Source organism: Micromonospora sp. WMMD737 (genome assembly GCF_049179055.1).
Taxonomy (GTDB): domain Bacteria; phylum Actinomycetota; class Actinomycetes; order Mycobacteriales; family Micromonosporaceae; genus Micromonospora; species Micromonospora reichwaldensis.
This window is the reverse complement of the sequence record NZ_JBMHMH010000001.1, coordinates 3,240,497-3,262,465: the sequence shown is the minus strand read 5'-3', so window position 1 is coordinate 3,262,465 and position 21,969 is coordinate 3,240,497. Positions and strand designations below refer to the sequence as shown.

22 protein-coding genes are annotated in these 21,969 nt (G+C 72.5%); 14 read left to right on the top strand and 8 right to left on the bottom strand.

The features are described 5' to 3' along the window. Positions 1-119: 119 nt before the first annotated feature. Positions 120-386: a 30S ribosomal protein S20 gene (rpsT, locus tag ACN27A_RS13935; RefSeq protein ID WP_132240425.1), complete on the bottom strand. Its 267-nt coding sequence runs from the start codon at positions 384-386 to the stop codon at positions 120-122. Between the two features lie 490 nt (positions 387-876). Next, positions 877-2,100 carry an aminoglycoside phosphotransferase family protein gene (locus ACN27A_RS13930; RefSeq protein WP_421453315.1) on the bottom strand — a complete coding sequence of 408 codons (1,224 nt, stop codon included), beginning with the start codon at positions 2,098-2,100 and terminating at the stop codon, positions 877-879. Between ACN27A_RS13930 and ACN27A_RS13925 the strand changes: the two genes are divergently transcribed. From ACN27A_RS13925 to ACN27A_RS13890, 8 genes are all read left to right on the top strand, one after another. Then, entirely contained in the window at positions 1,982-2,518 is a 537-nt protein-coding gene (locus tag ACN27A_RS13925) for a DUF4240 domain-containing protein (protein ID WP_311413783.1), read from the top strand. The genes ACN27A_RS13930 and ACN27A_RS13925 overlap by 119 nt on opposite strands. Before the next feature lie 128 nt (positions 2,519-2,646). Continuing rightward, the gene (gene lepA / locus ACN27A_RS13920; RefSeq protein ID WP_421453311.1) at positions 2,647-4,524 is read left to right on the top strand and encodes a translation elongation factor 4; all 1,878 of its coding nucleotides are present in this window, start codon (positions 2,647-2,649) and stop codon (positions 4,522-4,524) included. 333 nt (positions 4,525-4,857) lie between these two features. Next, positions 4,858-5,145, top strand: a complete 288-nt coding sequence (locus ACN27A_RS13915) for a GlsB/YeaQ/YmgE family stress response membrane protein (protein ID WP_151452805.1) — start codon at positions 4,858-4,860, stop codon at positions 5,143-5,145. A 259-nt stretch (positions 5,146-5,404) separates the two neighbouring features. Further along, complete coding sequence (locus tag ACN27A_RS13910; RefSeq protein ID WP_421453307.1) at positions 5,405-5,692, top strand: GlsB/YeaQ/YmgE family stress response membrane protein; 288 nt, start codon at positions 5,405-5,407, stop codon at positions 5,690-5,692. Between the two features lie 228 nt (positions 5,693-5,920). Continuing rightward, on the top strand, positions 5,921-7,210 hold the full coding sequence (locus ACN27A_RS13905; protein WP_421453306.1) for a sugar ABC transporter substrate-binding protein: 1,290 nt from the start codon (positions 5,921-5,923) through the stop codon (positions 7,208-7,210). Then, positions 7,207-8,193 (top strand): carbohydrate ABC transporter permease, encoded by a 987-nt coding sequence (locus tag ACN27A_RS13900; RefSeq protein ID WP_421453303.1) that lies wholly within the window; start codon positions 7,207-7,209, stop codon positions 8,191-8,193. Before ACN27A_RS13905 ends, ACN27A_RS13900 begins: the two co-directional genes overlap by 4 nt. Next, the gene (locus ACN27A_RS13895) at positions 8,190-9,047 is read left to right on the top strand and encodes a carbohydrate ABC transporter permease (RefSeq protein WP_311413787.1); all 858 of its coding nucleotides are present in this window, start codon (positions 8,190-8,192) and stop codon (positions 9,045-9,047) included. The genes ACN27A_RS13900 and ACN27A_RS13895 overlap by 4 nt, the downstream gene beginning before the upstream one ends. Positions 9,048-9,109: 62 nt before the next feature. Continuing rightward, the gene (locus ACN27A_RS13890; protein WP_151452810.1) at positions 9,110-9,751 is read left to right on the top strand and encodes an MOSC domain-containing protein; all 642 of its coding nucleotides are present in this window, start codon (positions 9,110-9,112) and stop codon (positions 9,749-9,751) included. Positions 9,752-9,837: 86 nt separating this feature from the next. Here the strand turns inward: ACN27A_RS13890 and ACN27A_RS13885 are convergent, their stop codons facing one another. The 3 genes from ACN27A_RS13885 to ACN27A_RS13875 all read right to left on the bottom strand — a co-directional run bounded on the left by ACN27A_RS13885 (position 9,838) and on the right by ACN27A_RS13875 (position 12,806). Further along, a complete protein-coding gene (locus tag ACN27A_RS13885) occupies positions 9,838-10,773 on the bottom strand; it encodes a phytanoyl-CoA dioxygenase family protein (protein ID WP_421453300.1) in 936 nt (311 codons plus the stop codon). Positions 10,774-10,961: 188 nt separating this feature from the next. Continuing rightward, positions 10,962-11,822, bottom strand: coding sequence for a hypothetical protein (locus ACN27A_RS13880; RefSeq protein WP_421453298.1), 861 nt, complete (start codon positions 11,820-11,822; stop codon positions 10,962-10,964). 180 nt (positions 11,823-12,002) lie between these two features. Next, complete coding sequence (locus tag ACN27A_RS13875; RefSeq protein ID WP_421453295.1) at positions 12,003-12,806, bottom strand: enoyl-CoA hydratase-related protein; 804 nt, start codon at positions 12,804-12,806, stop codon at positions 12,003-12,005. A 20-nt stretch (positions 12,807-12,826) separates the two neighbouring features. Here ACN27A_RS13875 and hemW point away from each other — a divergent pair, with 20 nt between their 5' ends. Further along, complete coding sequence (gene hemW / locus ACN27A_RS13870; RefSeq protein ID WP_421453292.1) at positions 12,827-14,050, top strand: radical SAM family heme chaperone HemW; 1,224 nt, start codon at positions 12,827-12,829, stop codon at positions 14,048-14,050. A 40-nt stretch (positions 14,051-14,090) separates the two neighbouring features. On the opposite strand, the gene ACN27A_RS13865 is transcribed toward hemW, so the two are convergent. Continuing rightward, positions 14,091-14,825 carry a DUF4870 domain-containing protein gene (locus tag ACN27A_RS13865; RefSeq protein WP_421453290.1) on the bottom strand — a complete coding sequence of 245 codons (735 nt, stop codon included), beginning with the start codon at positions 14,823-14,825 and terminating at the stop codon, positions 14,091-14,093. 244 nt (positions 14,826-15,069) lie between these two features. On the opposite strand from ACN27A_RS13865, the gene hrcA reads away from it, so the two are divergent. The 3 genes from hrcA to ACN27A_RS13850 all read left to right on the top strand — a co-directional run bounded on the left by hrcA (position 15,070) and on the right by ACN27A_RS13850 (position 18,093). Continuing rightward, positions 15,070-16,092, top strand: a complete 1,023-nt coding sequence (hrcA, locus tag ACN27A_RS13860; protein WP_421453287.1) for a heat-inducible transcriptional repressor HrcA — start codon at positions 15,070-15,072, stop codon at positions 16,090-16,092. Between the two features lie 73 nt (positions 16,093-16,165). Next, positions 16,166-17,311, top strand: coding sequence for a molecular chaperone DnaJ (dnaJ, locus tag ACN27A_RS13855; RefSeq protein WP_192581261.1), 1,146 nt, complete (start codon positions 16,166-16,168; stop codon positions 17,309-17,311). 47 nt (positions 17,312-17,358) lie between these two features. Next, positions 17,359-18,093: a 16S rRNA (uracil(1498)-N(3))-methyltransferase gene (locus ACN27A_RS13850; protein ID WP_421453285.1), complete on the top strand. Its 735-nt coding sequence runs from the start codon at positions 17,359-17,361 to the stop codon at positions 18,091-18,093. Between the two features lie 97 nt (positions 18,094-18,190). Here the strand turns inward: ACN27A_RS13850 and ppk2 are convergent, their stop codons facing one another. Both ppk2 and ACN27A_RS13840 read right to left on the bottom strand, forming a co-directional pair. Then, on the bottom strand, positions 18,191-19,099 hold the full coding sequence (ppk2, locus tag ACN27A_RS13845; RefSeq protein ID WP_151452819.1) for a polyphosphate kinase 2: 909 nt from the start codon (positions 19,097-19,099) through the stop codon (positions 18,191-18,193). A gap of 74 nt (positions 19,100-19,173) precedes the next feature. Further along, positions 19,174-19,935: an SDR family NAD(P)-dependent oxidoreductase gene (locus tag ACN27A_RS13840; protein WP_421453282.1), complete on the bottom strand. Its 762-nt coding sequence runs from the start codon at positions 19,933-19,935 to the stop codon at positions 19,174-19,176. 131 nt (positions 19,936-20,066) lie between these two features. On the opposite strand from ACN27A_RS13840, the gene ACN27A_RS13835 reads away from it, so the two are divergent. Both ACN27A_RS13835 and ACN27A_RS13830 read left to right on the top strand, forming a co-directional pair. After that, complete coding sequence (locus tag ACN27A_RS13835; RefSeq protein WP_132240408.1) at positions 20,067-20,426, top strand: histidine triad nucleotide-binding protein; 360 nt, start codon at positions 20,067-20,069, stop codon at positions 20,424-20,426. Further along, positions 20,423-21,799, top strand: a complete 1,377-nt coding sequence (locus ACN27A_RS13830; protein WP_421453279.1) for a serine hydrolase domain-containing protein — start codon at positions 20,423-20,425, stop codon at positions 21,797-21,799. The genes ACN27A_RS13835 and ACN27A_RS13830 overlap by 4 nt, the downstream gene beginning before the upstream one ends. Positions 21,800-21,969 lie beyond the last annotated feature (170 nt).

Genomic DNA, 21,969 nt, shown 5'->3' with positions numbered 1-21,969 from the left:
AGCGAACGACGGCGGGGCACGGCGGACGACGGGGCGTCCGCAGCACAGCGTGTGAAACGCAGACAGCCGGAAGCCCCGGGTCGTGCCCGGGGCTTCCGGTCAGGTCTGAGGTCGCCTCGTCAGGCGGAGAGCGACACCACGCGCCGGGCGATCGCGGACTTGCGGTTCGCGGCCTGGTTCGAGTGGATCACGCCCTTGCTGACCGCCTTGTCCAGCTTGCGCGAGGCGTCCCGCATGAGGATGGTGGCCTTCTCGACGTCACCGGCCTCAGCAGCCTCGTTGAACTTCCGGACGGCGGTCTTCAGCGACGACTTGACCGACTTGTTACGCAGCCGGCGCTTCTCGTTCTGCCGGTTGCGCTTGATCTGGGACTTGATGTTCGCCACGCGACAGCCTCGTCTTGATAGCTCGGGTTGGTCTGCATTCCGCGCGCGACGAGCATGCGTCATCGCTGCGCGAAGAGCCAGGTTACCAGGTCGCCCGGGACGAGCCAAAACGGCTCGGTCCCGCCCTGGTGGGTGCCGTAGCCCCGTGCCCGTGGCGTCCGGTCCGGGTACCCACGCGGCCACGTCCCGCCGGGCGCGGGCACGCCCCACACCACAACCGAGGACGCCCACACAACCTGCCGCACCGGCCGCCAGGCGTTCCGCTTGGCCGACCGCTGACAACGCCGACCCCTGACAACGCCGACCCCTGACAGCGCCGACCCCTGACAGCGCCGATCATGCAGTTGTGGTGCCTCGCGAATGGGGCGTACAGGGACTTACTGTCCACCACAAGTGCATGATCGACGCCGGGAGAGCGGGAGCGACGGCGCGGGAGAGCGGGAGCGGCGGCGCGGGCGAGCGGGAGCGACGGCGCGGGCGAGCGGTCCGGTCAGGTCCAGCCCTGCCGGCGGGCGAGCCAGCCGAGTGACTGCTCGCCGCTCCACCGCTGGTGCGCCGGGAGGTGCGGCGACGCGGTACCGGGCGCCGAGGCGGCGGTGGTGAGGAAATAGCCGGAGAGGGCGGCGAGGCTGGCGTCCAGCGCGTCGGGAGGCGCGCCCGCCGATGCCGGGTGCCGGGCGAAGAGCGCGTCGGCGTCCAGGCCGTCGGCGTACGCGGTGAGCAGCAGGGTCACCAGGTCGAACCAGGGCGGCCCCTGGCAGAGCCACGTCCAGTCGCAGAACCAGGCCCGCCCCGCCCCGTCGATCAGCACGTTGTCCAGCCGCAGGTCGCCGTGGATCAGGCCGGTCGCGCCGGCGGCGTACGCGGGGAGACGGGACTCCAGCGCGACCAGCGCGGGCAGGCGGTCCCGCAGCGGCGTGGGCAGCGGCGGTGCCGGCTCCCGGCCGGCGGCCACCTCGCCCCACCAGAGGATGTCGTCTCGGGCCAGGTCGGCGAGGTGGGGCAGCCCGAGTTCGCGCAGCCCGGCCGGCGCACCGGCCAGCGCGGCGGCGACGTCGGCGTACCCGGTCAGGGTCGCGGTCAGCTCGGCGGGGTCCCAGGGCAGCCGGGGCGTGTGCCCGTCGACGGCGTCGAGGCAGAGCGCGAACCAGCCGGCCTCGTACAGCGTCCACCGGGGGCGGGGCGCCGGTAGCCCGGCCGGGAGCCGGTCGAGGATCGCGGCCTCCCGGGCGTACCAGTCGACCAGTCGCGGTTGCTCGGCGGTGGCCGCGGCCTTGACGAAGGCCCGGCCCCCGGCGGCGGTGCGGAGCACGGCGGCGAAGCCGCGGGTGAAGCCGGCGGCGGCGACCCGGGCCGCGACCACGGGCGCGCCGAGGCGGTCGCCGATGGCGGTACGCAGCGCCGCCGGCAGCGTCGCCCACTCCGGCCGGCGGGCGGTCGCGTGGTACGGCACGGGCGGCGGGGACGTCGGGGTCACGCCACCATGCTGCCGGGTGGCGGGTCGGCCCGCACCGTCCCGGCGCCCGCCGGCCGCGACCCGCCGGGCCTGCGGTGGCGGGGCGGGGGCGGCGCGCGGTCTGCCAGACTGCCAGGCCATGAGGACCGACGACTTCTGGCAGTTGATCGACCGGGCCCGGGCCGGCGGCGGGGGAGAGCCGCACGCGGTCGCCGCGCGGGCCGTCGCCCTGCTCGCCGAGCGCGACCCGGAGGACATCGTCGGGTACGCCCGCCACCAGGCGCGGGTGCTGTCCGCCTCGCACAAGGTCGACCTCTGGGGCGCCGCCTACCTGATCAACGGCGGTGTGTCCGACGAGGGCTTCCACCACTTCCGGGGCTGGTTGATGACCCAGGGGCGCGAGGTGTTCGCACGTGCCGTCGCCGACCCGGACTCGCTGGCCGGGTTGTCCCAGGTCAGAGCGGCCTCGCTCAGCGGTGAGGAGTTCTCGGCCGCCGAGATGCTGGCGGCGCCGTGGGACGCGTACCGCCGGGTCACCGCCGCCGAGCTGCCGGCGGACCCGGAGCCGGCACCGGTGCCCGACCTCAACGACTTCTGGGACTTCGACGACGAGGAGGAGGCGAAGCGGCGGCTGCCCAGGCTCGCCGCCCTCTTCGTCGAGCCCCCCGCCGAGTGACCCCGCTCGCGGGGTGGTCCCGGCGGCGGGGATCGCCCGCGCAGCGGACGCGCGGCGGCGACGTGGGAGCATAGAGGGGGCCGGCGACGTGCCGGCCCGCTCACGTCAGCCGATCAGAACGGACCGCTGTGCCACCGACGCTCGATTCCGGCGCGAACGCTCCTGGTGCCACCGACCCGGCGCGCATCCGGAACTTCTGCATCATCGCCCACATCGACCACGGGAAGTCGACCCTGGCCGACCGGATGTTGCAGCTCACCGGCGTGGTCGACCCCCGGCAGATGCGTGCGCAGTACCTCGACCGGATGGACATCGAGCGCGAGCGCGGCATCACGATCAAGAGCCAGGCCGTCCGGATGCCCTGGACCATCCGGGAGGGCGACCGGGCCGGCGAGACCGCCGTGCTCAACATGATCGACACCCCGGGCCACGTCGACTTCACCTACGAGGTGTCCCGGTCGCTGGCCGCCTGCGAGGGCGCGGTCCTGCTGGTCGACGCCGCGCAGGGCATCGAGGCGCAGACCCTGGCGAACCTCTACCTGGCGCTCGAGAACGACCTGCACGTCATCCCGGTGCTCAACAAGATCGACCTGCCGGCCGCCCAGCCGGAGAAGTACGCGGAGGAGCTGGCCCACCTCATCGGCGGCGACCCGGCGGACTGCATCAAGGTCTCCGGCAAGACCGGCGAGGGCGTGCCGTACCTGCTCGACGAGATCGTCCGGCAGTTCAAGCCCCCGGTCGGCGACGCGGAGGCGTCCGCCCGCGCCATGATCTTCGACTCGGTCTACGACGTCTACCGGGGCGTGGTCACCTACGTCCGGGTCATCGACGGGCGGATCAGCGCCCGCGACCGGATCAAGATGATGTCCACCGCCGCCGTGCACGAGCTGCTGGAGATCGGCGTCATCTCGCCCGAGATGGTGAAGGCCGACGCGCTCGGCGTCGGCGAGGTGGGTTACCTCATCACCGGCGTGAAGGACGTCCGCCAGTCCCGGGTCGGTGACACGATCACCATCAACTCGCGGCCGGCCAAGGAGGCACTCGGCGGCTACAAGGACCCGAAGCCGATGGTCTACTCGGGCCTCTACCCGATCGACGGCTCCGACTACCCCAACCTGCGCGAGGCGCTGGACAAGCTCAAGCTCAACGACGCCGCGCTCGACTACGAGCCGGAGACGTCCGGCGCGCTCGGCTTCGGCTTCCGGTGCGGCTTCCTCGGCCTGCTGCACCTGGAGATCATCCGGGAGCGGCTGGAGCGCGAGTACAACCTCGACCTCATCTCCACCGCCCCGAACGTGGTCTACCGGGCCATCACCGAGGACGGCGAGGAGATCGTCGTGACGAACCCGAGCGAGTACCCCACGGGCAAGATCGCCGAGGTGTACGAGCCGGTCGTGCGCGCCACGGTGCTCACCCCGAACGACTACGTCGGCGCGGTGATGGAGCTCTGCCAGGGCCGGCGGGGCAGCCTGCTCGGCATGGACTACCTCTCCGCCGACCGGGTCGAACTGCGTTACACGCTGCCCCTCGCGGAGATCATCTTCGACTTCTTCGACCAGTTGAAGAGCCGCACCAAGGGCTACGCCTCGCTGGACTACGAGCCCTCCGGCGAGCAGGCGTCCGACCTGGTGAAGGTCGACATCCTGCTGCACGGCGAGCCCGTGGACGCGTTCAGCGCGATCGTGCACAAGGACAAGGCGTACAACTACGGCGTCACGATCGCGGCGAAGCTGCGCAACCTGATCCCGCGCCAGCAGTTCGAGGTGCCGATCCAGGCGGCGATCGGCAGCCGGGTGATCGCCCGGGAGACCATCCGGGCGATCCGCAAGGACGTGCTCGCCAAGTGCTACGGCGGTGACATCAGCCGCAAGCGCAAGCTGCTGGAGAAGCAGAAGGAGGGCAAGAAGCGGATGAAGATGGTGGGCCGGGTCGAGGTCCCCCAGGAGGCCTTCATCGCCGCGCTCTCCTCCGACTCCGGCGACGGGAAGGCCCCCGGCAAGAAGTGACCGCCGCCGGTGCGTCCGGCGGATGACGACGTACGACGGCCGGCGCCCCGGCCGGGCTGCGGACCCTCGGTGGTCCCGCCCGGCCCGGGCGCCGGCCGTTCGCGTCGGAGGAATTTTTCAGCCCCGCGGCCCCGCGCTCCGCCCGCCGGACGGAAGGGCGCCACCTGCGGAAATGATCGCGCGGGTGCGGTCACTGGCCCATGCGCCATTGATGTACGACGTCGTCCTCGTCGGTCGAACCGGTTTGGGTTTTCTGCGGGTCGGGAACTTAGCGGTCACGACAGGAACACCACAGACAGTGGAACTGATTCATTTTTGAAGGAGGAGGGCGACGTGGAGCTCACCGTTTGGGGCATCGTCACTGCGCTCATCGTTGGTCTTATCATCGGCGCTCTGGGTCGCCTGCTCGTGCCGGGCCGCCAGAACATGCCGATGTGGCTGCACATGCTGATCGGTGTCGGCGCCGCGCTGCTGGGCACCGTGCTGGCCCGGGCGATGGGTATCGCCACGGAGACCGCCGGTGTCGACTGGGGCGAGCTGCTGGTCCAGGTGGTGCTGGCTGCGATCGCCGTGGCGCTGGTCGCCGGTGTGGGTCGTCGCCGCAGCGTCACCCACCGGTAATCCCCGTACCGCTCGACGGGCGTCCGACCGCACAGGTCGGGCGCCCGTTTCGCGTACGCCCCGGGGCCCCTCGCGGGCGGTCCGGGGCGTCCGTCCGCCCGGTCCCGGCGGCGCTGCGGCGGTGCCCGAAGTCCGGTCTGGAGCGTGCCGAACCGGTGCCTGAGAAAAGCGGTTTGGAATTTCGGCGGGTCGGGAACTTAGCGGTCACGACAGGAACACCACAGATCGTGGAACTGACTTTCTCAAGGAGGAGGGCGACATGGAGCTCACCGTTTGGGGCATCGTCACTGCGCTCATCGTCGGTCTCATTGTCGGCGCTCTGGGTCGCCTGCTCGTGCCGGGCCGCCAGAACATGCCGATGTGGCTGCACATGCTGATCGGTGTCGGCGCCGCGCTGCTGGGCACCGTGCTGGCCCGGGCGATGGGTATCGCCACGGAGACCGCCGGTGTCGACTGGGGCGAGCTGCTGGTCCAGGTGGTGCTGGCTGCGATCGCCGTGGCGCTGGTCGCCGGTGTGGGTCGTCGCCGCAGCGTCACCCACCGGTAATCCCCGTACCGCTCGACGGGCGTCCGACCGCACAGGTCGGGCGCCCGTTTCGCGTGCGCCCCGATCGTCTCGGTGTGCCCGGTTTCGCTCCCTCGCCCGGCCGCGCGTGATCGACCCGCTGCGGTACCGTCGCCTCTCTTTCGCCAACCGCCCACTGTCGTAAAGGAATTTTTCCTACTAAGGTGCGGCGGAGAAGGTTAGTGCCAAGCGGCGCGAGGGAGATGTGGCGTGAACAGGTGGAAGCGGCTGGCCCCGGTCACCGCCGTCGTGGCCTCGGCCGCGATGGTGCTGGCCGGTTGCGGTGGCTCGGATGACGACAAGGCCGCCGACAACAGCAAACTGACGGTCTGGATGATGGGCGAGGGCAGCGAGGCGCAGACCAAGTTCCTCGACGGCGTCGAGACCGAGTTCCGGCAGAAGCACCCGGACACGGACGTGGTGGTCCAGTACATCCCCTGGCTCGAGGCGCCGAAGAAGTTCCAGGCCGCGCTCGCCGGTGGCGAGGGGCCGGACATCACCGAGCTGGGCAACACCGAGACCCAGGGCTGGGCGGCGCAGGAGGCGCTGGCCGACGTCACCGACCGGATGAACGGCTGGACCGAGGGCAAGGACCTCCTCCCCGACCTGGTCAAGAACGCCCAGCTCGACGGCAAGCAGTACGGCGTCCCGTGGTACGCCGGCGTCCGGGGGATGTACTACCGCACCGACTGGTTCGCCGAGGCGGGCGTGAAGCCGCCGACCAACTGGGACGAGCTGGTCGCCGCCGCCAAGACCGTGCAGGCCAAGAAGCCGGGCACCTACGGCATCGCGCTGCCGGGCAACTCCGAGCTGCCCTTCTACTCGTTCCTGTGGGGCGCCGGCGCGGAGATCGCGACGCAGCAGGGCGGGTCCTGGAAGTCCGGCTACAACACGCCCGAGGCGCAGAAGGCCGTCAAGTTCTGGACGGACCTGGTGACCGTGCACAAGGTGGCCCCGCCGGCCGCCGCGGGCTGGAACGAGATCGACGCCCGGACCCAGTTCGCCACCGGCAAGGCGGCGATGGCCTTCGCCGGCAGTTGGCAGCAGGGCGCCATCAAGAAGGACAACCCGGAGATCGAGAAGGTCTGGGGCACGTTCCCGATCCCCGGTCCCGACGGCAAGGCGGCGCCCGGCTTCGCCGGCGGCTCCGACGTCGCGATCTGGAAGGACAGCGAGCGGCAGGACCTCGCCTGGGACTACCTGACCGTGCTGGTGAACAAGAAGAACGACCAGGCCTTCGCCGACAGCCTCGGCTTCTTCCCGGTCTACAAGGACCTGGTCGGCGGCGACAAGTACGCCAACGACAAGATCATGTCGGCGTTCGCCACCACGATGCAGAACACCAAGCTCACGCCGCTCACCCCGAAGTGGGTGGAGGTCAGCCGGACCAAGACGGTGACCCAGGCGATGAACAGCTCGGTCATGAAGGGTCAGAAGACGGTCGAGAAGGCTACCGCCGACGCGGCCGCGGAGATGGAAAGCATCCTCAACGCCAAGTGACCACGCTGACCGAGGCGCCGGAGACGGCCGCCGCGCGGGAGACCCCCGCGCGGCGGCGTCGCCGGGTGGACCGCCTGCCCTACCTGCTGCTCCTGCCCTGCCTGGTGATCATCGGCGTGCTGCTGCTCTGGCCGCTCGGCCAGGTGGTGGTGATGTCCTTCCACCAGCTCAACAACGTCCGACAGCTGCGCGGCGACCGTGAGTGGCCGTGGGTGGGCCTCGGCAACTACGCCGAGATCCTCAGCGATCCGTTCTTCCTGACGGTGCTGCGCAACACCGTGCTCTTCGCGGTGGCCAACGTCGTGCTCACGATGATCCTGGGCACCCTGGTCGGGCTGCTGCTCAACCGGCTCGGCAAGAAGATGGCCGCCTTCGTGGCCAGCTGCGTGATGCTCGCCTGGGCCACCCCGGCGCTGACCGGCACGATCGTCTGGAAGTGGATCTTCGACGACACCAGCGGCCTGGTCACCTGGTTGTTCAACGCGCTGCCCGACGGGCTGTCGCAGAGCCTCTTCGGGCGCAGCGACTGGACGGGCTACGGCTGGTTCAACTCGCCCCTGCTGTTCTTCTCGATCCTGACGCTGGTGGTGGTCTGGCACTCGTTCCCGTTCATCGCGGTCAGCGTGCTCGCCGGCCTCAAGAGCGTGCCGAGCGAGCTGCACGAGGCGGCCCGGGTCGACGGGGCCGGCCCGTGGAAGGTGTTCTGGAAGATCACCTTCCCGCTGCTGCGGCCGGTCTTCGGGATCCTGATCGTGCTCTCCACGATCTGGGACTTCAAGGTCTTCACCCAGCAGTTCGTGCTGGCCGGCGGCACGCAGGACCGGCCGACGTTCATGCTCTCCATCTACTCGTACGCGGAGGCGTTCTCACCCCCGCCGAAGTACGGTCTCGGCGCCGCGATCGCGGTGATCCTCACCCTGATCCTGCTGGTGGTGACCGGCCTCTACGTCCGCATGGTGCTCAAGCAGGAGGAGGACGCGTGACGCGACGCGGAGGCGGCGGGGGCGCGAAGCGACTCGCGCTCAACGGCGCGGGGCTGCTGGTGGCGCTCTTCGCCGCGTTCCCGGTCTACTGGATGATCGCGACCTCGCTGAAGCCGAGCTCGGAGATCTTCTCGTCCACCCCCCGGCCGGTGCCCACCGAGCCGACCCTGGAGCACTACCGGCAGATCCTCACCGGGAACCTGATCCCGGGCGTCACCTTCGGCGACTTCTTCCTCAACAGCGCGCTGGTCGCGGTCTGCACCGTGGTGCTCAGCGGGCTGGTGGCGCTGCTGGCCGCCACCGCCGTGGCCCGGTTCCGGTTCAAGCTGCGGACGACCTTCCTGATCATGCTGCTGATAGTGCAGATGATCCCGCTGGAGGCGCTGGTCATCCCGCTGTTCCTGATGATCCAGCGGCTCGGGCTCTACAACACCCTGCCGAGCCTGATCCTCACCTACCTCGGCTTCTCGCTGCCGTTCGCGGTGTGGATGCTGCGCGGCTTCGTCGCCGCGGTGCCCAAGGAACTGGAGGAGGCCGCCGCCATCGACGGGGCCAGCCGGGCGCAGATCTTCCGCAAGGTCCTCTTCCCGCTGGTGGCGCCCGGGCTGGTGGCCACGAGCATCTTCTCGTTCATCACCGCCTGGAACGAGCTGATCTTCGCGCTGACCTTCATCAACGACCAGGAGAGCTACACCCTGCCGGTCGCGATGACGTTCTTCTTCGGCCGCGACGACACCGCCTGGGGCCCGGTGATGGCCGCGTCCACGCTGTTCACCCTGCCGGTGATCATCTTCTTCCTGCTGGTGCAGCGGCGGATGGTCTCCGGCTTGGTGGCCGGCGCCGTCAAGGGCTGACCCCGCATGCACGGGGAGCGTGTAAGGAAGGGCGGTCTGCGGGGCGGGCTAGGCTGGCCGCCATGACGGGCAGGCTGGCTTCGGTGAACCTCGGCGGCGTGACCGAGGCGGAATGGGCGGGCGACGCGAGCGGTCGCAGCGGCATCGACAAGCGGCCGGTCGGCGGCCCGGTGCTGCTGCGCGTGGACGGGGTGGCCGGCGACTTCATCGGCGAACGCGCCCACCACGGCGGTCCGGAGCAGGCGGTCTACGCGTACGCCGAGGAGGACGCGTCCTGGTGGGCGGGGGAGATGGGCCGCAGCATCCGCCCCGGCGGCTTCGGGGAGAACCTGACCACGTACGCGGTGGACGTGACGGGCGCCGTGATCGGCGAGCAGTGGGCGGTCGGGTCCGCCCTGCTCCAGGTGACCAAGCCGCGCACGCCGTGCACCACCTTCGCCGGCTTCTGGGGCGTACCCGACCTGATCAAACGGTTCACGGTACGGGCGACGCCCGGGGCGTACCTGCGGGTGCTGCGCGAGGGGGAGGTCGGCGCGGGGGACCCGGTCGAGGTGGTGGACCGGCCCGCGCACGGGGTGACGATCGGCGAGGTGTTCCGGGCCCTGAGCCTGGAGCCCGAGCTGCTGCCCCGGCTGCTCGACGCGCCCGACCTGCCGGACGGGGTCCGGGAGAAGGTGCGCCGCCGGCTCGCCGGCCGGAGCTGACGGCGGGCGGCTGAACGGGAACGGGCCCCGTCCCGTGGGGGAGGGGGCCCGTCCGACGTCGGCTCGGCGCGCGCCGGGTGACCGGCTCAGCGCAGCCAGGGCACGTTGCGGTCGAGCAGGCCGCGCTGCTTGAGCTCCTTGCGCAGCGGGATCTCGTCGTCGATGTAGCCGTCCCAGTTGATGCCCCAGTAGTTGGCGGTGTGGGTGCCCTCACCGCAGAGCTGGCGCTGCACCGGCGTGCGGTTGGCCCACCACTCGCCGTCCTTGTCGATGTGCAGCTCGTCCAGCGGGCGGATCCACCGGTAGGTGTAGCCGACGAAGAGCATCTTGCGGGTGATGGTCGACAGGTTGGTGGACCGCGAGTGCCACTGGCGGCGGTCGAAGATGAAGGCGTCGCCGGGGTTGGCGGTGATCTCCACCGTGCCCTCCGGGTCCGGGTTGTGCACGGAGGTGTCCTCCGGGCGGGGCAGCGAGTTCCACAGGTGGCTGCCCGGGATCACCTTGGTGGCGCCCCGGCCGTTCTCCGACAGGTCGGAGAGGACGTAGGCCACCTTGAGCGAGAACATCGGCCGGGGCAGGTTCGGGTCCATCGTCTCCGGGTCGGAGTTCTGCCGGTAGCCGTCCTGGTGCCATCCCCAGTAGGGCTTCTCCGGCTCCGCCGCCGGCGGGGTGACGTCCAGGTGGTTGTGGTGGGTGTAGATGTTCCAGCCGGCCAGGCCCCACATGTACGGAAAGGCGATCGGGTGGGTCAGCAGGTCGCCGAAGAGCTCGTCGCGCTCCAGGAAGCCCAGCAGGTGCAGGGTGCCGTCCTTGGTGGTGGTGCCCTTCGCCTTCTCCTCGGCGTAGACGCGGTCCACCGCCGCCTCCAGCGCCGCCCGGTGGTCCTCCGTCAGGACGTTGCGCAGCAGGAGGAAGCCCTGCTCGTGGAATTCCTTGCGGTCGGTGTCACTGATCGGTTCGTAACCGGTCCGGTCGCCGTAGTCGAACACTTCGACGTACCCCTCCCCATGAGGCGAAACCATTGCTGGCACAGGCCGCCGATCGTAACCCGCTGGTTTCGGGGCGGGGTACTGCCCAGCACGATATGCGACCGTTGTCCGGACTGTGGGGAGCGACGCGGTGACGATCCGTCAGAGCCGGGCGGCGTGCCGGGAGTTATCGCCGGTTATGCCGGTTTGCGCGGTGACTGCCGGTAAGGAGATCGGGGCCACTACGCCTCGGCGAAGACCTCCGCCACGACCCGCCCGGTGGCCGGCGTGTCGTCGGTCCGGTTCCAGGTGCCGTCGCGGGCCGTCCACTCCAGGTCGCCGAAGCGCACCCGCTTCACGCCGTGGTCCTGGGCGTGCGAGACGAGCCAGTGCGCGTACCGCCAGCCCCGCAGCTCGTCGGCGGCCGGGACCGTCAGGCCCGTCAGGTCCGCCGCGGTGCTCGCGCCGGCCAGGCCCCAGTCCAACGACAGGCCGCGGGTCAGCGCGGTCGCCGCGGCCTCGCCGCGCATCGCCGGGTCGCGGCCCACCGTGCAGGCGACCGCGCCCGTGGCGTGCCCGAGCAGGGCCCGGGTCAGCACCTCGGACTCGTCGGCCCACTTCTCGTACGCCTCCGGGAAGGCCGAGCGCTGCACCTTCTGCGCCGCGTCGGTGACCCGCATCTGCTCCCAGCCGCGCACCTTCTTCAGCCCGGCGTAGAACTTCCTGGCCGCGTACCGGGGGTCGCGGATCTGCTCCGGGGTGCCCCACCCCTGGCTGGGACGCTGCTGGAACAGCCCGACCGAGTCGCGGTCGCCGCCGGCGAGGTTGCGCAGGCCGGATTCCTGGTAGGCGGTGGCCAGCGCCACGACGACGGCCCGCTCGGGCATCTTCCGCTGGATGCCGATGGCCGCGATCGTCGCCGCGTTGGCCATCTGGTCGGGGTCCAGCGCCACCCGGCCGTCCGCCTGCACCGTGCAGGTCCGGCTGGCCAGGGGGAGACGCAGCTGCCCGCCCATCTGCCGGATGACGATCCAGATCCCGACCGCGACGAGGACGACGAGGACGACACCGCCCGCCACGACTGCCCGAGTACGCACCCACACCCCCTGATCGACAGTCCGACAAGCGTACGTCCCTCGTGGTGCCTTCCGGGTCGTCCGACCGGTTCTCCAAAGAGCGCCGGGCGTGGCACCGGCCCGCCGGGCGGGCGCCCCGGCGGGCCGCCGGGACGCAACCCGCAGTCCCCGCTCACCGCGCGGCCACACCCCCGCCCCGGCCCGGTGTCACCGCTCGGCGCCCGCGTCGCCGTCGGCGGGCACCCAGCGCGCCGGCCGCTTCTCCCGGAACGCCAGGACGCCCTCGCGTCCCTCCTCCGACAGGAAGTACCCGGTCGAGAGGGTGGACAGGCCGGCGATCTCCGCCCGCAGGTCGGCGGCGGGCGGCCGGCGCAGCAACTGCTTCGCCCCGGCCAGTGCGCCCGGTGCCCCCCGCACCAGAGAGTCGCAGTACCCCGCAACCGCCGCGTCCAGTCCGTCCGCCGGCACGGCGGCGGTGACCAGGCCGATCTCGGCCGCCCGCCGGCCGTCGAAGGTGTCGCCGGTCAGGTAGAGCTCGGCCGCCGCGCGCGGGTGCAGCCTGGGCAGCACGGTCGCGGAGATGACCGCCGGCACCACGCCGATCCGCACCTCGGTGAAGGCGAACGTCGCCTCCCGCGCGCACACCGCCAGGTCGGCCGCCGCGATGAGACCGAGGCCGCCCGCCCGGGCCGGGCCGGCCACCTTCGCCACCACCGGCTTCGGGCACTCCCAGACCGCCGCGAGCACGTCGCCGAGCATCCCGGCCGGCACGCTCCCGCTGGCGTATGCGGCGGCCGTCTCCTTCAGGTCCGCGCCGGAGCAGAAGACGGGACCCGTGTGGTCGAGCACGATCACGCGTACGGCGTCGTCGGCGACCGCCTCGGCGAGCCCGGCCAGCAGCTGGGTCATCAGCGGCGTGGAGAGCGCGTTGCGGTTGTGCGGGCTGTCCAGGGTGAGCGTGGTCACCCCGCGGGCCGTGGCGACCCGTACGAGCGCGTCGGGAGAGGTCATGGAAGGGCACACTAGTGGCCATGCCCGGCGTCCTTCCAGAAGGCGAAACCGTCCCCGTCGACGGGTCGCTGCCCGCCACCGCCACCCGTGCCGTCGGCGCGCGCGGCTTCGGCGTGTACGTGCACGTGCCGTTCTGCGCCAGCCGCTGCGGCTACTGCGACTTCAACACGTACACGGCCGCCGAGCTGGGCGGCGGGGCGGGCCGGGAGGACTACGCCGACACCGTGCTGGCCGAGCTGGCGCTCGCCCGCCGGGTGCTGGGCGACGCACCGCCGCCCCGGGTGGACACGGTCTTCGTCGGCGGCGGCACCCCGACCCTGCTCCCCGCCGACGACCTGGCCCGGATCCTCGACGGCATCGACCGCACCTGGGGGCTCGCGCCCGGCGCCGAGGTGACCACCGAGGCCAACCCGGAGTCGGTCACGCCCGAGTCGCTGAAGGCGCTGCGGACCGCCGGCTACACCCGGATCTCGCTGGGCATGCAGTCCGCCGCGCCGGGGGTGCTGGCGATCCTCGACCGCACGCACAGCGCCGGCCGGGCCGTCGCCGCCGCCCGCGAGGCCCGCGACGCCGGGTTCGACCACGTCAACCTGGACCTGATCTACGGCACGCCGGGGGAGACCGAGGCCGACTTCGCCGCCTCCCTCGACCAGGTCGTCGCCGCCGGGGTGGACCACGTCAGCGCGTACGCCCTGATCGTGGAGGACGGCACGCGGCTGGCCGCCCGGATGCGGCGCGGCGAGCTGCCGTACCCCTCCGACGACGTCGCCGCGGACCGCTACCTCGCCGCGGACGCCGCCCTCGGCGCGGCCGGCCTCTCCTGGTACGAGGTGTCCAACTGGGCCCGCGACGAGGCGGCCCGGTGCCGGCACAACCTGCTCTACTGGACCGGCGCCGACTGGTGGGGCCTCGGCCCGGGGGCGCACAGCCACGTCGGCGGCGTGCGCTGGTGGAACGTCAAGCACCCCACGACGTACGCGAAGCGGCTGGCGGCGGGCGGCTCGCCCGGCCTGGCCCGCGAGGTGCTCACGGCCGACGAGGCGCACATGGAGGACGTCATGCTCCGGCTGCGCCTCGCCTCCGGACTGCCCCTGGACGCCCTCGACGACGCCGGTCGGGCCGGCGCCGCGCGGGCCCTCGCCGACGGGCTGCTGGCCGCTGACGAGCACGCGGCGGGCCGGGCCGTGCTGACCCTGCGGGGCCGGCTGCTCGCCGACGCGGTCGTCCGCGACCTGCTGCCCTGAACCGCGTGCCGGGGCCGGCCGGGGGAGCGGCCGACCCGGGTCACCTGGTGAAGGTGTAGGTCAGCGGGTAGCGGTAGAGCACGCCCTCGTTGGCCTTGACGCCGCCGACGATGCCGAAGATCAGCGGCACCAGCGTGACGAGCATGGGAACGAAGAACAGCACCCCGCAGGTGATCAGCGTGACCACCCAGCTCAGCACCCCGACGATCGTCCAGGTGAGCTGAAAGTTCAGCGCCGCGACGGCGTGCGCCCGGGCGGTCGGCGACTGCTGCCCCCGGACCATCAGCGCGATGAGCGGCGCCAACCAGCCGAGCAGGCCGCCGCCGACGATCACGCCGGCCGCGCCGCCGAAGTGGGCGATCAGGGCCCAGGTCTTGTCGTCGTTGCTGGCGAAGCCGCCCGCCGGCGGTCCGTAGCCGCCACCGGCCGGATAGCCGGCCCCCGGCGCTCCGTAGCCGCCGGGCGGGGGAAAGCCGCCGGGCGGGGGAAAGCCTCCGGGCGGTCCGTAGCCACCGGGCGGCGGGTAGTCGCCGGGCGGGGGATGACCGCCCGACGGCGGGTAGTCGCCGGGCGGAGGGTAGCCGCCCGACGACGGCTGGTCACCGGTGGGCGGCGGATAGCCACCGGGTGGAGGATGGCTGCCCGGGCCCGGTGCCCCGGACAGTGGTGCGGTGGGGTCGCCGGAGCCGGCGGGGCCGGGAACCCCCGACGGGGCGGTCGGGTCCGGCGGGAAGCCGGGGTCCCCCGCTCCGGGAGGGCGAGGTGGTTCAGTCATGGAGGTCACGGTAGGGGCAGCCGGCAAGGCGGCACCAGCGCGACACCGGCCGGGACGCCCCGAACACCGGCCCCACGGGGGCGTCGGGCGGGCCCGCGCGGTCGCCGATCGGACTGATCACCCCAGGTCGATCATCGCGCGGGCGGCCCCGCCGACGTAGACTGGCACTCGCTACAGTCGAGTGCCAGCAGCCCGCCCCGGCCCCCCGCGTGCCGGGGCCGACGTGCGACAGGAGGTGGGGAGGATGGGTCTCGACGACCGCAAGCTCGCCGTGCTGCGCGCGATCGTCGAGGACTACGTCGCCACGCAGGAGCCCGTCGGCAGCAGGGCGCTGGTCGAGCGGCACCAGCTGGGGGTCTCACCGGCGACCGTCCGCAACGACATGGCCGTGCTGGAGGAGGAGGGCTACATCCGCCAGCCGCACACCAGTGCCGGCCGGGTGCCCACCGACCGGGGCTACCGGCTCTTCGTGGACCGGCTGTCCCGGGTGAAGCCGCTCAGCCCGGCCGAGCGCCGGGCGATCGAGCGGTTCCTGGTGGGCGCCGTCGACCTCGACGACGTGGTGCACCGCACCGTCCGGCTGCTGGCGCAACTCACCCGGCAGGTCGCCGTCGTGCAGTACCCGAGCCTGGCCCGTTCCTCGGTGCGCCACCTGGAGTTGGTGCCGATCTCCACCACCCGGCTGATGCTGGTCATGATCGCCGACACCGGCCGGGTCGAGCAGCGGCTGGTCGAGCTGCCCGCGCCGATCCCCGCCGACGACGTCACGGACCTGCGCCGGCTGGTCAACGAGAAGCTGGTCGGCACCCGGCTGTCGGAGACCCCGCCGCTGGTGCAGGCGCTCGTCGAGGAGTCGGTGCCGCACCTGCGCCCGGCCATGACCACCCTCTCCACCGTGCTGCTGGAGACGCTGATCGAGCGGCACGAGGAGCGGATCGCGCTGGCCGGGACGGCCAACCTCACCCGCGGCGGGCTGCTCGACTTCCAGGGCTCCCTGCGCCCCATCCTGGAGGCGCTGGAGGAGGAGGTCGTCATGCTCAAGCTCATCGGCGAGGCGGAGCCGAGCACGACGCGGGTGCTGATCGGCGACGAGAACGAGATCGACAACCTGCGCGCCGCCTCGGTGGTCAGCACCGGCTACGGGCCGGGCGCGACCAGCGTCGGCGGCCTCGGCGTGCTGGGGCCGACCCGGATGGACTACCCCGGCACCATCGCCACGGTGCGGGCCGTGGCACGCTACGTGGGCGAGCTGCTGGCCCAGAACTGACCAGTCAGGGCCGACGGCCGGCTCCGGCCGCCGACCGGCGCAACGCGAGACGAACATGAGGACACGGAACGCAGTGGCCAGGGACTACTACGGCATTCTCGGCGTGAGCCGGGAAGCCTCCGACGACGAGATCAAGCGCGCCTACCGCAAGTTGGCGCGGCAGTTCCACCCGGACGTGAATCCGGATCCGGAGGCCCAGGAGAAGTTCAAGGACATCAACGCCGCGTACGAGGTCCTCTCGGACGACCGGAAACGGCAGATCGTCGACCTGGGCGGTGACCCGCTCGCCCCCGGTGGCGGGGGCGCGGGTGGCCCGGGCGGCCCTGGCGGCGCCGGGCCGTTCGTCGGCTTCCAGGACATCATGGACGCGTTCTTCGGCGGCGCGGCCGGCGGTTCGCGGGGTCCGCGACCGCGGACCCGGCCCGGCGCCGACGCGATCCTGCGGCTGGAGCTGGACCTGCACGAGACCGCGTTCGGCGTCGAGGCGCCGATCACCGTCGACACCGCCGTGCTCTGCACCACCTGCTCCGGCGCCGGCACGGCGGCCGGCACCCACCTGGCCACCTGCGAGGCGTGCGCCGGCCGGGGCGAGGTGCAGTCCGTGCAGCGCACCTTCCTCGGCCAGGTGGTCTCCGCCCGGCCGTGCACGGTCTGCCAGGGCTACGGCACCACCATCCCGCACCCGTGCCCGACCTGCGCCGGCGACGGTCGCGTCCGCACCCGCCGTTCGCTGACGGTCAAGATCCCGGCCGGCGTCGAGGACGGCATGCGCATCCGCCTCGCCCAGCAGGGTGAGGTCGGTCCGGGCGGCGGCACGGCCGGCGACCTCTACGTGGAGATCCACGAGCGCCCCCACGACGTCTACTCCCGCAAGGGCGACGACCTGCACTGCCGCGTCACGGTGCCGATGACCGCGGCGGCCCTCGGCACCCGGCTGACCATCAAGACGCTGGACAGCGAGGAGACGGTCGACGTCAAGGCCGGCACCCAGCCGGGCAGCACGCTGCGGCTGCGCGCCCGGGGCGTGCCGCACCTGCGTGGCACCGGCCGGGGTGACCTCTACGTCCACCTCGACGTGCGCACCCCCACCAAGCTCGACGCCGACCAGGAGAAGATGCTGCGCGACTTCGCCAAGACGCGGGGCGAGGAGGTCGCCGAGCTCACCAAGCAGGGCGGCTTCTTCTCCCGGATGCGCGACGCCTTCAACGGCCACGCCTGAGCGGCCTGACCGCCCCGGCGTCCGCCGGGGCGGCTAGCCTGATCGTCGTGTCCGCGCCGCTGTTCCTGGTCGAGTCGCTGCCCACCGCCGACCAGCTCACCCTGGGCGGCCCCGAGGGGCACCACGCCGCCACGGTGCAACGACTGCGCGTCGGCGAGGAACTCCTGCTCGCCGACGGCCGGGGCGGCACCGCGTCCGCGGTGGTCACGGCCGTCGGCCGGGGCAGCCTCGAACTCGACGTGATCTCCCGGGGGTACGTCGACGCGGCCGTCCCCCGGCTCGTCGTGGTGCAGGGCATCGCCAAGGGCGACCGGGGCGAGCTGGCCGTGCAGGCGATGACGGAGGTCGGGGTGGACGAGATCGTGCCCTGGGCGGCGTCCCGCTCGGTGGCGCAGTGGCGCGGCGACCGGGGCGCCCGGGCCCGGGAGAAGTGGGTGGCGACGGCCCGGGAGGCGGCGAAGCAGGCCCGCCGGTCGTGGCTGCCGGTGGTGGCCGGCGCCCCCGACGAGTCCACCGCGACGGTGGCCCGCCGGATCGCGGGCGCCGCCGCGACGTTCGTCCTGCACGAGGAGGCGCGGGAGCGGCTGACCACCGTCGAGCTGCCCGCCGCCGGTGAGATCGTGCTGGTCGTCGGCCCGGAGGGCGGCATCGCCCCGGCCGAGCTGACCGCCTTCACCGAGGCCGGCGCCCGGCCGGTGCGGCTGGGGCCCTCGGTGCTGCGTACGTCGACCGCCGGGGTGGCCGCCCTCAGTGTCCTGGCCACCCGCCTCGGCCACTGGTGACCGCCGGCGGCACCCGACCACCGGGGTAGCCCATCAACGGCACGGGCCTCGCCGGCGCGTCGCGTCCCGCTTGGTCGGGGCGCGCGTCCGGCAGAGGTCAGAGCCTGGGAAAGACGTGCACCGTCTGCTCCTCCGGGTCCAGGTCCAGCCCGGCCGGGCCGATGATCAGCGGGTCCGGTACGCCGACCACCTCGTGGTCCTTGTCGTAGTAGTCGAAGCGGCTCAGCACGTGGCGCATCGCCTCGATCCGGGCCCGCTTCTTGTCGTTGCTCTTCAACACCGTCCACGGTGCGTCGGCGGTGTCGGTGTAGAAGAACATCGCCTCCTTGGCCTCGGTGTACTCGTCCCACTTGTCGAGCGAGGCGATGTCCATGTCGGAGAGCTTCCACTGCCGCACCGGGTCCACCTGGCGGACGGCGAACCGGGTGCGCTGTTCGTTCTGCGACACGGAGAACCAGAACTTGACCAGGCGGATGCCCGAGCGCACCAGCATCCTCTCCAGTTCGGGGGCCTGGCGGAGGAACTCGAGGTACTCCTTGCGGGTGCAGAAACCCATCACCCGCTCCACCCCGGCGCGGTTGTACCAGGACCGGTCGAACAGCACGATCTCGCCGGCCGCCGGCAGGTGCCCGAGCCACCGCTGGAAGTACCACTGGGTGGACTCCCGCTCGTTCGGCTTGGCGAGGGCCACCACGGACGCGCCGCGCGGATTGAGGTGTTCCATGAAGCGCTTGATCGTCCCGCCCTTGCCGGCCGCGTCGCGCCCCTCGAAGAGGATCACGAGCCGCTCACCGGACTCCCGGATCCAGTCCTGGAGCTTCAGCAGCTCGATCTGGAGCAGCCGCTTGTGGTGGTCGTACTCCGTGCGCTCCATGCGCTCGTCGTACGGGTAGTCCTCCCGCCAGGTGTCCACCGGGCTGCCGTCCGGGCGCAGCAGTACGGGATCGTCGTCGTGACCGTCGACCACCTGGTAGTCGTCGGTGAGGTCCAGCACGCTGTCCGTCATGCCGGCAACCCTTACCCCGGCAGTGCCCGCCGTCACCCCCGCCACGCTGGGAGTTCGCTGAGGAACGAAGCCGGTCAGCTGCGCAGGTAGGACGCGCCGTTGAGGTCGACGATGGTGCCGGAGGCCCACTCCGCCTGCGGGGAGGCGAGCCAGTGCACGGCGGCGGCGATCTCCTCGGGGCGGGCCACCCGGTTGAACGGGCTCTGCGCCCGGATCGCGGCACCCCGCTTCCCGCTCAGGTGTCCGGTGGTCATGTCGGTCTCCACGAAGCCCGGGGCGACCGTCGCGATCGTGATGCCGTACGGGGCGAGGGCCACCGCCAGCGACTGCCCCAGCGCGTTCAGCCCCGCCTTGCTCGCCCCGTACGCCGGCTGCTCCGGCTCGCCCCGGAAGGCACCCCGGGAGGAGACGTTGACGATCCGGCCGCCCCGGTCGCGCATGTGCTGCGCGGCGCACCAGATGACGTTGCCCGCGCCGGTCAGGTTGGTCTCCAGCACCTGCCGCCACTGCGCGCGCCACTGCTCGTAGGAGGCGCCGAAGACCGGGTGCGGGGCGTCCCGCTCGCCGTACACGCCGGCGTTGTTGACCAGCACGTCGAGCCCGCCGAGCAGGCCGGCCGCCTCGTCGACCATGGCCCGTACGGCGTCCGGGTCGGTGAGGTCGGCGCGGACCACGACGTGCCCCTCACCGGGCAGTTCGGCGCGTAGCCGTTCGGCCAGCTCCGCCGAGTCCCGGTGGTGGATCGCCACCCGGTCGCCGCCTGCCGCGAACGCGGTCGCCACCGCCCGCCCGATGCCGCGCGAGGCCCCCGTCACCAGTACCGCCCGTGAAGTCACGCCGGCCATCATGCCTGGCGCGCCCACGGCTGCCCCGCCCGCGGTCGGCATGCGGCCCGCCCGGGGTGCGAGGAAGGGGCCCTTCCGCTACCGCAGGCGTTGACAAGGTGCCCTTCCTTACACTGCCCCGCATGGGAACCGACTGCCTCTTCTGCCGCATCGTCGCCGGCGAGATCCCGGCCACGATCGTCCGGGAAACCGCCACCACGCTCGCCTTCCGTGACATCGACCCTAAGGCGCCGGTGCACGTGCTGGTCATCCCGAAGGAGCACTACGCCGACGTGGCGGCGCTCGCCCAGGGCGATCCGGCGCTGGCCGGGGAGGTGCTCGCCACGGCCGCCACCGTGGCCGAGGACGAGGGACTGCTCGGCGACGGCTTCCGGCTGATGTTCAACACCGGCGCGTACGGCGGCCAGGAGGTCTTCCACGTGCACGCGCACGTGCTCGGCGGGGCGCCACTGGGCCCGATGCTGGCCCGGAACCTCGCGTGACGGCGGTCGGCGACCGGCTCTCGCGGATGGTCCGGACGGTCCAGGCGCAGGCCCGGGTGCCGGCGGTGTCGGCGGCCCTGCACCGGGCGGACCGCCCGCTCTGGGCGTGCGCCGTCGGCGGGACCGGCAACGACACCGAGCTGGGGCCGGGCACCCGGTTCCGGATCGGGTCGGTCACGAAGACGTTCACCGCCGTGCTGACCCTCCAGTGCCGCGACGACGGCCTGCTGGACCTCGACGACCCGCTGGACCGGCACCTGGACCTGCCGGCCCACGGCGAGCTGACGGTGCGCCGGCTGCTGTCGCACACCGCCGGCCTGCAACGCGAGCCGTACGGCGACGTCTGGGACACCCTGCGCACGCCGGACGCCGACGGGCTGGTCGTCGACCTGGCCCGGGCCGAGCTGGTGCTGCCCCCGGGCCGCCGCTACCACTACTCGAACCTCGGCATGGCGCTGCTCGGCCGGCTCGTCAGCCACCTGCGGGGCGGCACCTGGGCGGAGGTGCTCGCCGAGCGGGTGCTTGCCCCGCTGGGGCTGGCCGGGACCTCGACGGAACCCGGGCCGCACGCCGCGACGGGGTTCCTGGTCGACGCCTACTCCGACGAGGCGCGCCCCGAGCCGCCGACCGACTTCAGGGCGCTCGGTCCGGCGGCGCAGCTCTGGAGCACCGCCTCCGACATGGCCCGCTGGGCGGCCTTCCTCGCCGACCCGGCGGCGCTGGATCCGGCCGGCGCCGTGCTCGCCCCGGCCACGCTCGACGAGATGTGCTGGCCGGCGACGGTCACCGACGAGACGCTCTGGGCCGACGGCTTCGGGCTGGGGCTGATCCTGGTGCCGCAGGGCAAGCGGATCATGCACGTCGGGCACTACGGCGCGATGCCCGGCTTCCTGGCCGGCGTCTACGGCCGGCGGGGCGGGGAGGGCACCCCCGGCGCCATGGGGGTCGCGGTGCTCGGCTCCTCCGGCACCGCCGGCGAGGTCCTCGACCTGCCGCACCGGCTGCTGGCCGCCGCGGTCGAGCACGACCCCGCCGACGTCACGCCCTGGCAGCCGGGCCCGCCCGCCCCCGAGGGCGTACGCGGGCTGCTCGGCCGCTGGTGGGGGGAGGGTTTCGAGTACGTCTTCTCCTGGCACGACGGCGAGCTGCGGGCCCGGGGCGCCGACGATCCGGCCGGAAAGCCGCCGTCGGTCTTCGTCGCGCTGCCGGACCGGCCGGACGTGTTCCGCACGGTCTCCGGCCGGGAGGCGGGGGAGCTGCTCCGGCTGACCCGGGACGAGCACGGCACGGTGGTGCGGATGCACTGGGCGACCTACCGGTTCACCCGGCACCAGGAGACCTTCGAGCGGTACGACTTCCGAGTCGGCTCCTGACGCGCGCGACCGGACGGGCCGAGGACCCGCCCCGTCCGGTCCGCCCGGTCCGCCGACGAGGTGACCGGCCCGCCCGTGCCCCACGCGCGGAAATGGGCAGGGTGCCACCGCTGTTGGAAAGATAAGATGGCAGCAACGTCAGCGCGCCGCGCCAGCAGGCCGGCGCCGAG

Coding starts and splice junctions, on each gene's coding strand:
- ACN27A_RS13885 (WP_421453300.1), bottom strand. CDS start 10,773: ATGGTTTCGCCTCATGGGGAGGGGTACGTCGAAGTGTTCGACTACGGC.
- hemW (WP_421453292.1), top strand. CDS start 12,827: ATGCCCGGCGTCCTTCCAGAAGGCGAAACCGTCCCCGTCGACGGGTCG.
- ACN27A_RS13930 (WP_421453315.1), bottom strand. CDS start 2,100: ATGTCCTCCGGGTCGCGCTCGGCGAGCAGGGCGACGGCCCGCGCGGCG.
- ACN27A_RS13925 (WP_311413783.1), top strand. CDS start 1,982: ATGAGGACCGACGACTTCTGGCAGTTGATCGACCGGGCCCGGGCCGGC.
- ACN27A_RS13835 (WP_132240408.1), top strand. CDS start 20,067: ATGGGAACCGACTGCCTCTTCTGCCGCATCGTCGCCGGCGAGATCCCG.
- ACN27A_RS13890 (WP_151452810.1), top strand. CDS start 9,110: ATGACGGGCAGGCTGGCTTCGGTGAACCTCGGCGGCGTGACCGAGGCG.
- ACN27A_RS13910 (WP_421453307.1), top strand. CDS start 5,405: ATGGAGCTCACCGTTTGGGGCATCGTCACTGCGCTCATCGTCGGTCTC.
- hrcA (WP_421453287.1), top strand. CDS start 15,070: ATGGGTCTCGACGACCGCAAGCTCGCCGTGCTGCGCGCGATCGTCGAG.
- ppk2 (WP_151452819.1), bottom strand. CDS start 19,099: ATGACGGACAGCGTGCTGGACCTCACCGACGACTACCAGGTGGTCGAC.
- ACN27A_RS13875 (WP_421453295.1), bottom strand. CDS start 12,806: ATGACCTCTCCCGACGCGCTCGTACGGGTCGCCACGGCCCGCGGGGTG.
- ACN27A_RS13865 (WP_421453290.1), bottom strand. CDS start 14,825: ATGACTGAACCACCTCGCCCTCCCGGAGCGGGGGACCCCGGCTTCCCG.